The sequence below is a fragment of the Aquimarina sp. RZ0 genome (assembly GCF_008370685.1).
GTDB lineage: Bacteria > Bacteroidota > Bacteroidia > Flavobacteriales > Flavobacteriaceae > Aquimarina.
In genome coordinates this window covers 1-12,782 of the sequence record NZ_VTZU01000119.1, presented here as the reverse complement: position 1 = coordinate 12,782, position 12,782 = coordinate 1, and the positions used below count along the sequence as shown (strand labels likewise).

At 36.4% G+C, this 12,782-nt stretch carries 5 protein-coding genes; all 5 read right to left on the bottom strand.

The window, feature by feature from the left end:
* The coding region (locus tag F0000_RS25650) for a PKD-like domain-containing protein (RefSeq protein ID WP_149627562.1) at positions 1 to 5,282 on the bottom strand (5,282 nt) is incomplete at its 3' end.
* A gap of 312 nt (positions 5,283 to 5,594) precedes the next feature.
* A complete protein-coding gene (locus F0000_RS25645) occupies positions 5,595 to 6,254 on the bottom strand; it encodes an RNA methyltransferase (protein WP_149627561.1) in 660 nt (219 codons plus the stop codon).
* A 747-nt stretch (positions 6,255 to 7,001) separates the two neighbouring features.
* Positions 7,002 to 8,972 (bottom strand): OmpA family protein, encoded by a 1,971-nt coding sequence (locus F0000_RS25640; RefSeq protein ID WP_368668151.1) that lies wholly within the window; start codon positions 8,970 to 8,972, stop codon positions 7,002 to 7,004.
* A gap of 122 nt (positions 8,973 to 9,094) precedes the next feature.
* Positions 9,095 to 10,057, bottom strand: coding sequence for a type IX secretion system membrane protein PorP/SprF (locus tag F0000_RS25635; protein WP_149627559.1), 963 nt, complete (start codon positions 10,055 to 10,057; stop codon positions 9,095 to 9,097).
* A gap of 56 nt (positions 10,058 to 10,113) precedes the next feature.
* A partial coding sequence (locus F0000_RS25630) for a gliding motility-associated C-terminal domain-containing protein (RefSeq protein ID WP_188112288.1) occupies positions 10,114 to 12,782 on the bottom strand: 2,669 nt, incomplete at its 5' end.

Sequence of the window (12,782 nt, the reverse complement as noted above, 5' to 3'; positions counted from 1 at the left end):
GTTAAGGTATAGGTACGTGTGACTATATAGGCATCTCCATTACAACCACTTCCACCATTATTGGTATCTGCTACAGTAACGCTTACGGGATTTAAACAATTATCGGATTCATCTGTAATCAAAGCTATATCAGCAGCAGGAACATCCGTTATACATTCCAGGCCTGTGATGTCGGCTGGTGCTGTTCCTGTAGGTGCTTCGGTATCTTCTACAGTGATGGTTTGTACTAAGTCTGTGGTTAATCCACCGCAATCAGTTAAGGTATAGGTACGTGTGACTATATAGGCATCTCCATTACAACCACTTCCACCATTATTGGTATCTGCTACAGTAACGCTTACGGGATTTAAACAATTATCGGATTCATCTGTAATCAAAGCTATATCAGCAGCAGGAACATCCGTTATACATTCCAGGCCTGTGATGTCGGCTGGTGCTGTTCCTGTAGGTGGAGTCGTATCTTCTACAGTGATGGTTTGTACTAAGTCGGTTGTCAAACCACCGCAATCGGTTAAGGTATAGGTACGTGTGACTATATAGGCATCTCCATTACAACCACTTCCACCATTATTGGTATCTGCTACAGTAACGCTTACAGGATTCAAGCAGTTATCGGATTCATCTGTAATCAAAGCTACATCAGCGGAAGGAACATCCGTAATACATTCCAGGTCTGTGATGTCGGCTGGTGCTGTTCCTGTAGGTGGTATTGTATCATCGATCGTATATGTGTACATATATATGTTATCATTTCCTGCACAGTCTGTATATGTAAAGGTATATATCTTTTCTCCTTCACAAGTTGGATCTGTATTTTCAGTAATCGTTGGAATAATTGTATTTCCATTGATATCCATTACAATGGGAGTTACAGGTTGAGTAGCATCTGATAGACATTCCACAGTTTCTGTATCATCAGAAGGTACTTCTAATTCAGGTTCTACGGTAACTGTAACTGTAAAAGCTGCTCCTACGCAACCATCAGTACTTGTTGGTGTTACAGTGTAAATAACATCTTGTAACGCTCCACTAGCATTATTCAAACTATCAGTAATTTCATCTGCTGTAGAAACAGAAGTGGTTTCTCCTGTAACATTAGGATTATCCGCAGCTTGCCAACTGAAAGTCACACCTACTAAATCTACATCATTCGCTAGCTGATGATTCAGCACTTCATCACTACAAATTCTTTCTGTAGCTGCCGTTCCTGTAGGCATTGGATCAACCGTAACCGTATATATATATAAACTCCCAGAGCAACCATTAGTAGCAGTAGGCGTAATTGTATATACAACTTCCTGAGCCACTGTACTAGTATTAATTAAGGTATCCTGAATTCTATTATCAGAAGAAGCTGTAATGGTTTCACCTGTAATATTTGGATTATCCACTGCTGACCAGGAAAAATTGATGTTATCATTAAAATTATCAATATCATTGATCAACCTTCTATTTAATGTTCTTCCGCTGCAGATTGTTTGATTTACATTATTGTTTGGAATGGGGGTTTGTAATATAGTTACGGTATATGTATATACATCCCTAATTACTCCTCCAACATCAAAACCAGTTATAGTATAAACCACTTCCTGATCTGAGTTTGCGATATTTATAAGCGTATCCGTTATATCAGTTGTAGATGTTGTAGATGTTGTCTCGCCATTTACTAGTGGATTATTTGCTGCTGACCAACTAAATGAAACTATGGATGGATCCACATCATTTGTTAAATCATGTGCCAATGTTATTCCCCCACAAATAGTTTCTATAGGATTAACCGTTACGGTTTCGTCTGCTGTAGGAGCTGTTATACTCCCTGTTCTTGGAGTTCCGGTTACAGTGACTGTATTGGTTATATCCAACTGATTCGTTATATCAACAGCCGTAATCACGTATTCTGCTAACCAGGTAGCAGTAGCTCCTGGTCCTAGCTGGTCAACATCATTATCTGCTCCATCATCAATACCAGTAGTGTTTTGTAAAACAAGTGTTCCCAGTGTTCCTGTACCAGAATGTATATCATTCAGACTGACTTCATCAAAAGTTACATTCCCGGCATTGGTAACAATATAAGTATATATAACCAGTTGCCCCTCAGAAACATTCCCTGGATCATCAGCAGATTTTGAAACTGTTAATGACGGTGTAGAAACTAAGGTTGCAACGGTAGGATCACTGTCACTGGTAGCTGGATCATTAGGGTCATCTGAAAGGTCAGTAACACTATTTCCTACTGGATCTAAACCTCCAACAGTAGCAGTATTAATTACTTCGGCATTGTCCAGATCTTCCTGAGTTATCTGATGAGTAGCAATAAAAGTTGCCGTTTCTGTCGGTGCCAAATTATCCACTATCTCATCTCCTCCCCCATCTGTACCGGTCGTACTCTGTAAAGTAATAGTATCTGCATTAGGATCTACAACATTAACATTTGTGAGGGACACAGTACCTATATTGGTTGCAACAATAGTATATGTGATTGTTTCTCCCACAGTATCAAAAGCACCATCACCAGGCAGGCTATCAACTTTTGTTACTTCTAATTGACCAAATTGCGGAATACTCACGACAGTTGCATCATTGGGTGCCAATGTTGTAGGATCATCAGAGGTATCCATAATCAAGTCACCTTCTATAATTTCGGTCCCAGTAACAGTTGCAGAATTTGTTGTATTCCCTGCATTAAAATCTGCTTGCACAATAGTATGTGTGGCTGTAAATACTGCTGAGCTTCCGGCAGGTAGATTCGCCACTGATGTTGGACTTATACTCCCAGGATCTATATTAGAATCTGTAATGGTTACATTATTAATACTTACATTACCTGTATTGATAACGGTAAACTCATAAATAATAGCTTCTCCAAGACTATCATATAATCCATCGGGAGAGGGTTGTGCTATTTTTTCAAGTATTAATGCCCCTTTTTGATCTATAGGAGTTATGGTTGGATCATCTATCGTATTATTAGGATTATCAGGGTCATCAGAAATGTCGGTAATCACAAAACCATTTGATAGTGTTCCTTCTGCCATTGCCGAATTAATAACCTGACCTGCTTCTATATCATCTTGAGTGATTGTATGTGTTGCAGTAAAATTCGCTGAAGCTCCAATACCCAAATTACTTACCGATGGCGGGGTAAGACTTCCGGAATCTATATTAGGATCAGAAATAGTAACACTCGGAAGTATCTGATCTCCTGTATTTGTCACTACAAAGTTATAAGTAATTACTTCTCCAACTGTATCATAACTACCATCTATAGCTGCCTGATCTACCTTGGTTATATTTAGTTCATTATTAATAATAGTAACATCCTCTGTAAGGTCATCTGTTATGGTATTTGCTTCTATCTGGTCTTGTGAATTACTAATCGTATTCGTCACTGTTATTCCTGCTGACACTTCGTTAACAGTAGCTTCTACCGTAAGGGTATGAACTTCGCCACTGAACATATTTCCAATTGTCCAGTCTGGAGCAGTCCAGGAACCAAAACTAGGAGTTACGGTACCAAAACTAAGCTCTGGAGGTAACATATCATTTATCACCAAATTAGTAACAGGGTTAACTCCCAGATGTTCTACTGTTATTGTAAAAGTTACTGTATCACCTTCGACTACAGGGGTTGCATCTACCGTTTTGGTCAATACTATTTCAGGATCACAGTTGTAAGCTGATAAAATAGCCGAATCATACGTACAGGTACCTCGAGTGACTCTCACAAAAAAATCTCCTGGTTCCATTGGAGTATAAGCACTATTAGTTTCTCCAGTAATTTCAGTTCCATTTTCAAACCATTGATAGGCATCAAAATTACCAGAAATTTCAAAAACATCTGAACCTGGTAAACAGCCACCTCCCGTTACATCCAATTCTACAATTGGTACCGTATCAAAACCTGAAAAATACCCTGCAATTCCAGCGGCACCATTTACTCCTAAAAAACCTACGGCAATAGGCCCCGTCGATTGTACTGATACATTTCCTGTCAATCCAGGGATATAAAAGGTTTTCCAATCTCCTGTCCCGTTTACAGTTTGTTCATTGACTAACCCTACAGGTCCTGTATTATCTGTGACTACAATATTTGCATTGGGTGTTGTTGTTGATGCAACAATTGTAATACCTCCATCAAAGTTACGTCCATCGACATCTCTGATATTTGATATATTGTTCAGGTTATCGGGTAATAAACAGTTTACAGGAGCTATAAAATTCAATCCACCTGTAAAGATTCCACTAGCTCCAGATAAATGTTGGTAGGCATATACTTCTTTGGAGGTAGTAACATACATATTCCCACTGACTGATGGTGGCGAATAATTACTACCATCAATCACATAATATTCTCCTGTATTAATAGTTGCTACTATTACACCCGCTACAGAAATATCTGTTCCATTTTGAGTTCCTATAATAATAGGAGTTTCGGTATCATTTACCCCATTACCCCGGATAAAAATATATTCTCTTCCGAGTACATTTTCGGGAACCGGTTGGTCAATTAATGCATCCCTGCTGTTAGATCCTATTCTAGGCGCTCCATTTAAATTTCCATTGGAAATCGCTATTTTTTTATCGGATTGAATGGTAGCTCCCAACCAACAATCAATATTAGCATTCGTTGCATTTCTTACTGCTTCCAGTACATATGTCTGCCCCTGAGTTAATGATATTGTAAGAGTATCATCCGTAATTCCGTCATTATCTCCTTGCAACCTAAACTCACAATCAGTACCATATCCAAAAATATTAATAGTCGTTGTACCGGGTTCTGTAGCCATAATCCCCAGGGTAGCGTTGAGACTCGTTTGACCATTACCAAAATTAGGTCTGCCTCCCCATTTAAAAAGAGTTCCCAAAGATTGCCTTCCTTTTGATGTCAATGAAGTAGCTTGTGAGTTAGATCTACCTCTATAGTTTACATAAAATTCCTGACCCCCAACAGATTCAAAACGCAAACCACTCGTATTCAAAACTACTCCTGTATTAGTATTAGTTACCAATGTGATATTATTATCCCCATCAGCAACATTATATTGTCCGGAAGATGTACTTGATATATTTATGGCAGCTACCGGAGTTGCATTAGTCCCCTGAAATACATTCACATCAAAAGCTATTGTTTCTGGTGTAGACAAATAAAATGCTTGTTGTCTGATTGCTTGATTATTGCCTCCTTGTTTTAGAGGAGGTAAGTAATGCTCATTACTAAGTTGAGCTTGAATGGTAAAAAAATTAACAATACATATAAGTAATAGAATGTAATACTTCTTCATATTTGATGGCCATTATAACTTTGATCTTTTAAATTAAAAAACAATCATATCAGTCTTCTTTTTTTCTTCAAAAAAAAGAAGAACTTATCGTTTAAAGGGGGAAAAAAAAGTTAATCTGTTTTGTTTTTTTCAAAGTTAATGGAAAGAGAGAATATCCACATACGGTTAATACGTAAACAAATAGCGGTGAAACTTGTTTACTCATTAGGTAAGAATTCCGTTTTTTAACAATGGTATAATAACACCTTTTCTGCGCAAGACATTAAAATACTTGTGTGCAATATGATAAAGAATAATTAAAAGCCTCCTTGTTTAAGAATTCCCTTCTTTATATCTCTCAATAATTTTCTCGTGGCTTTTTATCACTTTTTTAGTCCAATCCATTCTTTTTTCAAGTTTCTCTTCTTCGGACAACTGCCAAGATAGCTTACTATTTCTTAATCGAGTGGTAAGCTGTTGTAAAATAATGGCTGCAGAAACGGATATATTAAGACTTTCTGTAAATCCTACCATAGGAATGTGAAGTTTTGTATCTGCTGCTTCTAAAACTATATCACTTAGCCCTTGTTGTTCTCTGCCAAAGAAAAATACAGCCGGGTTACTGATATCAAAATCTTTAACTTCTACAGCGTCATCATGTGGTGTAGTAGCTACAATTTGGTACCCTTTATTTTTAAGCCTTGCTATACATTCTTTGGTTGTGGTATATCGATTGATATCTACCCATTTCTGGGCTCCCATAGCAATCTCTCTATCGATGCGTTTGGCATTCACTTCTTCTATCACATGAACATTTTGTATACCAAAGACATCGCAACTACGTATCACTGCACTTGTATTATGCAATTGATATACATCTTCTATTGCTACTGTAAAGTAATTGGTGCGCTGTGCTATTACTTTTTTATATAGTGCTAATCGTCTTGGTGTAAGAAATGATTCTAAATATGTTAGTAATTTGTGATCTGTCATAGGGTGCTAAAATATGAAACATTGATCAGTTAGACTTTTTATCATTGGCATTAAATTAAACTTTTAATACCGAACTCATCTTGAGTACTGCTTTGACTTACAAAATTTACATATTGCACGCTAATTTTGTTGGCTTTTTTAACCGTATGGCTATGCTGAAAAAAACTACTTCATTATAGCACAAAAGCCAATTTTTTTGATTGAAAACCACTTCTCAAGATGAGTTTACCTATATTTTTTAAAATTCAGCCAAATAATCCTAATATTTTACTACCTGACAATAGTTCAAGTATCTCGATATGTTCACAATGTGAGGAGTATTCAAAGTTTTAAACTACTGATTTTTTAGCCATGCTGTATACACTTCTTCTTAATTTGATAAAAAAACCTCCCGTTCGTTACCCACTCGAATCGGGAGGCGATGTATCAATCTAATTTCAAAATATCAAAAATTGTTTGCTCTAAGTTTTTATTACCATCGTCATATAAAAATAAAAACTATACATATTTCAAAACTTTTGAAGTGTAGCATTTTTCCATAAAAAAACTAAACACTCCGCAATTGATACATTTTCTTAGTATCAAACTTATTTTAGGTTTGATTAAGGCTAATTAAACAAATACTAAAATACTTTGTAACAATGATATCAATATCAGGTGTAAAAAACCTCTCGAAAATTACCCCACATATATCGAGAGGTTTTGGCAGACACACTAATAAAAAATGTTACTATATTAATTTTAAAATTATTCTAATAAAATAAATTCACTTCTTCTGTTTTCCTGATGTTCACTTTCACTACATTCTGCGGTGTTATCGCAATTATTAATTAATGATGTTTCTCCATATCCTCTACCAGAAATCCTAGATCTTTCTATTCCTCCTTTTTCTATGATATACTTTATGGTGCTTCTTGCCCTTCGCTCACTTAAATACATATTATAATCATCCGATGCTCTACTATCTGTGTGCGAACGTACATCTATTTTCATTTGAGGGTATTCTTTCATCACAGCTATAATCTTCTGTAACTCTATTTCTGCATCTGGTCTTATATATGATTTATCCAGATCAAAATAAATAATCTGTAAGTTTAATATTTTTCCCAGATCATCACCAGGGCGCACTAATTGTCCGCTAAGTCCTCCTTTTCCTAATTGTAATGGTAACTGATGTGTATATTCTAATGCTGAATTTGTAAGAAGAGGTGCTTCTGTAGGGCTGTATTCTGTTGATGATCCTCTCACGATATAAGAAGTTTCACAAGATACATCAAATTTATAATTTCCTCCTGCGTCTGTAGTTGTTCTATCCAGCTCTTGATTATTAGCATCAAGCAAGACTACATCTGCATATGGTAACAGACGTCTTGTATATGCATCTGTTACGATTCCTCCTACATATTGCTTGCAGGTTGTGATTAAATCCTCTGTTTGCTCAAAACTATATATATCATCATTTCCTTTTCCGCCATAGCGATTACTTGAGAAATATCCAATCTTAGTATCTTCGTCAAGTACAAATGTAAAATCGTCTTCTGAGCTATTGATAGGTTTCCCTACATTATAAGGGATTGAGAAACCTCTATTTTCTGGCACTGCTATAAATATATCAAGCCCTCCTAAACCTACATGACCGTCACTGGCAAAATACAATTTGCCTGAATCACTTATGTATGGAAATGTTTCTCTACCCTCTGTATTAATTCTATCACCAAGGTTTCTTGGTTCTCCATAGCTTCCATCTTCATAAACATCTACAACATAAAGATCGGACTGCCCCTTACTACCTGGCATGTCACTGGCAAAATATAATTTTCTTCCATCAGCAGTTAATGCTGGATGGGCTACAGAATACTCTTCACTATTAAATGGTACTTCTTCTACATTTGTCCATTTTTCTCCATTCAACGTTGCTCTATACAATTTCAATAAAATTGTACCAGCTGTATTAGATCTTAATTTTTTTTTGGTAAAATTATTTCTGGTAAAATATACCGTTTGTCCATCTTTACTAAAAGAAGTCGATGATTCATGAAATCGCGTATTGATACTTCCTTTTATTTTTTTGGGAGTTGTCAACACTTTTCTATCCCCTAGTATATCTGAGATATAAAGATCTAAAAAAGGCATTTCATTCCACTCATGTACCGTTTTTATCATAGAATTACCACCTCTACGTGAAGAGGCAAATACCATTTGTCCCTGATGATTAAAACTAGGAGCATAATCAGAAAACTCAGAATTCACGTATAATCTCCTAAGCTTGAATCGTCCTGATTGCATTTCAATAAATCGTAGATAATCTGGTGTACTCACAAAATATCCTGCTCGTTGATCATTACCTGTAACTGTATTAAACTGCTCCATCACTTTATCCGCTTCTGTATAACGTTGTACGCTTTTCAAGCTCTGAGAATATCTAAATAAATATTCAGGATCTATTTCGCTTGAATAACTTCCTACGAGTTCCTCATACCATTTTACAGATTCTTCTAATTCGGCATTAAAATAATATGAGTCTCCTAATTTTTTGTATAAATCTGCAGATGCATACCCGCTTTCGGCTACGTTTAAATAAATCTTACGTGCGTCTACAAAAGCATATCGATCAAAACTTTCATTTGCCCTTTCTAAACGTTTTTCTTGTGCAAGTACTGCACAACAGGAAATAATGCTTAAAGATATATTTATAAAGTAGTTTTTTAAGTTCATCATAAATCTTTTTATTTTTATACTTTGCTCTTAATACCCTGAATAATTGGTTTAAGCAGATAATTTTATAGAAATGATAATTTCTTCTTTCATTTTTTTATTTTTATTGATTAACAGTGTGTGTTTCAAAAGAAACGTGGTGTCAACATTCTGTTATATTTTCTAAACAATTCAAAACGTAACATTACCTCATAACTACCATCATTAAACTGTGTTCTTCCTAATTCTGTAGTTTCTTTATCATATGCAAAACCTATCATCAACGAATCAGAAATCTGGAAACCCGCCAATGCGCTAAAAGCTGCACTCCATCTATATCCAACACCAAAAGTTAGTCTATCGTATAACAAAAAATTAGCAGACACATCTACTTGTAAAGGTGCTCCAAAGACTAACTTACTTAATACCGCTGGTTTGAACTTTAGGTTATCATTTAGCTCGAATACATGACCTGCTATTAGATAATAATTTGCTCGCTCTTCTGCAATAAACGTAGATGAGTTATTATTACCTACTGTAGCATCTTCATCAAAATGATCAGTTTCCAGAAGATTAGGAGCACTTAATCCAAAATAAAATCGTTCGGTATGATAGTAAATCCCTACCCCAACATTAGGACTGAATTTATTATCTATGTTAGTTTCAAAATTTGGATCGTTAATATCAAATTGACTTAATCGCTGAAAATCTACATTTAACAAATGTCCTCCTGCTTTTAGTCCAAAGCTTAGTTTTCCGGTTTCGGATGTCGGAATGGTATAAGAGAAATCAATATCAAAATAGGTTTCATCTGTCGGTCCGATTTCATCATTAATAATTGATATTCCTAACCCTACTCTATTTTCTTCGCCCAGAGGGGTGTTCAGGGTAAGTGTCTGTGTACGCGGAGCTCCGTCCAACCCAACCCATTGACTACGATGCAAACCTGTAATACTCAAAACTCCTCTACTACCTGCATAAGCAGGGTTCACACTAATTGTATTATACATATATTGGGTATATTGAGCATCCTGCTGTGCATAATTGGCATTTTGACTGATACAACTCAAAAAGACTGCAAGAATTAATATTATGTATGCTTTTTTCATATATATTATGTTTTAACCTGCGTTTAGTATACACACAGGAATTTTGCTTTGATCAATTATCTATTGATGTATAAATATCCTGCTCTGTTCTTACGCTCACCAGTGGTAAGGATATATTCCAGAACATAATAATAAGTACCAACAGGCAGCTCATCTTTTTCTTCTACTGTTGCTCTTCCGTTAGAGATACCTCTAAAGAAAGTATCATTTCTACCGTAGTTATTGGCATCATAGACCTTCACTCCCCATCTGTTGTAAATCTCAAGGGTATTTTCTAAGTTTTGTATACCATTAATTACAAACACATCATTGATACCATCCCCATTAGGTGTAATACCGGTAAATATCTGAATACCATCCTCTGCATCTGGATCAATCGGACCATTAGAATCCAGATAATCTGGAGTACCATCACCATCGGTATCAATTGCATCTTCTGGATCTCCATCGCCATTAGGGTCAGGGTTTTCATCTACAGTCAATATCCCATCATTATCATCATCGATATCCAGGTAATCTGAAGTTCCGTCATTATCCGTATCATCGGGACCATTACCATCAGTATCTGAATCTATTTCTTCACTAGTATCAACGCCATCTCCATCATCATCATCATCCAAATAATCTGGAGTACTATCTCCATCAGTGTCTTGTGTATCTCCTGTATCCGGATCTCCATCATTATCTGGGTTTGGATTTTCATCAATAGTATCAATACCATCTCCGTCATCATCTGTATCTAAATAATCTGGAATACTATCATCATCTGAGTCTTGTGTATCTCCAGTATTTGGATCTCCATCATTATCAGAATCTGGATTTTCCTCAGCTGTATCTACTCCATCCCCGTCATCATCGACATCCTGAAAATCATCAGTTCCATCTCCATCGCTATCTTGAGGAACATAATTGACAATACCGTCATCAGGGTCATCTTGTACGATATCTGGAATACCATCATCTCCAAATGGACCATCTAATCTTCCATCTCCATCCAGATCTATTTGACCATGCCCTGATTCTATTACGTCATTCACTCCATCTCCATCTGCATCAAGATCTTGACTATCAACCACTCCATCTCCATCTGTATCTAGATTAGGATCACCATTTTGTTCTTCTATATCGGTAATCCCGTCATTATCATCATCCAAATCATCTATATTAGGAATCCCATCACCATCGCTATCTAATAGACTAATAGTAGGATCATCCGGATCTCCATCAGTATCTGGATCTATATCTGTAGGATTGTTAGGATCATCTGAAGTTTCTGTTATAGATGTACCCGCAGCATCATCTGCTGTTACACTGGCTATATTGATTACCTGACCACTTATCATATCTTCTGCAGTCACTACATGTTCGGCTAATACAATAGTACTTTCTCCAGGCATTAAATTTGGTATTGGTGTTCCGCTTAAAATTGTAGCATTGTCATCTGTTAATACGAGATTTGTAAGATTGACATTCCCATTGTTAGTAATTTGTATCGTATATGTAATTACATCTCCTACTCCAGAAAACATATCAGTATCTGCCGCTTTGGTGACAGCCATTGATTGATTCATATCTATCATCACAACAATTGTCGGGTCGTCTGGGTCTGGTGTTGAAGGGTCATCAGACATTAAATCTTCTACAGGATTCCCTTGTGGGTCTTCACTTGTAACTTGTGCTACATTGGTTACTGATCCTACATTAAGATCCGCCTCGGTAATCATATGTGACGCAGTAACTACGGTACTGGCTCCTGGTTCTAATGTCGCTATAATTGCCGGATTAATACTTCCTATATCTGCATTGGCATCACTTACGATAATATTATCAAGGGTTGTATTTCCGGTATTGGTTACTACAATAGTATATGTAATCAGTTCTCCTACCGTATCGTAGTCACCATCTACTGGCGCATCTGCTGCTTTGGTCAATTCTATCGCAGGAGCCTGATTTATTATTGTGATTGTTGGATCATCGGGATCTGTAGTATTTGGATCATCCGAAGCAAGGTCTTCAATTGGAGTTCCATTAGGATCTTCTGAAGTAACCTGAGCTACGTTTGTAACACTTCCCATATCTATATCAGTTTGGTTTATAATATGAGTAGCTACTGCTGTTACAGTTTCTCCGGGGTTTATTCTTGCTATAGTAGATGGCGTAATTGTATCTGCATTGGGATCTGTCACTAATACATTAGAAAGTGTTACATTACCATCATTAGTTATTTCTATTGTATATGTTATAATCTCTCCAACCGAATCATAAGAACCGTCCGCAGGAATATTAGCAGCTTTAGTCATACTTATCGCTCCATCAGGGGCTATTATAAATACTGTTGGGTCATCTGGATTACCATCGTTATTAGGGTCTATATTTGTAAGATCATCGGGATCATCAGAAGCATCGGTAACTGTAATATTATTAGGATCTAACCCACTTGCTACTGCCTGATTAGAATAACTTCCTGAATCAATATTTTCCTGAGTAAGTATGTATGTTCCAGTGTACGTGCTATTATCACTTGCTCCTATTGCTAAATCTATAGTTGTAACTGGTGTTATCAATGCTCCTGAATCCGTAACACTAATACCAGTCAAATCTACATTACCCGTATTACTCACTGTAAAGACATAATTGATCGTATCGCCGGCATCAATGATACCATTGGCATTTGTATCAACATAGCTATCCGTCTTGGTGATATCCAATAAGGGCTGACTCAAGT

Coding starts and splice junctions, on each gene's coding strand:
- F0000_RS25645 (WP_149627561.1), bottom strand. CDS start 6,254: ATGACAGATCACAAATTACTAACATATTTAGAATCATTTCTTACACCA.
- F0000_RS25640 (WP_368668151.1), bottom strand. CDS start 8,972: ATGATGAACTTAAAAAACTACTTTATAAATATATCTTTAAGCATTATT.
- F0000_RS25635 (WP_149627559.1), bottom strand. CDS start 10,057: ATGAAAAAAGCATACATAATATTAATTCTTGCAGTCTTTTTGAGTTGT.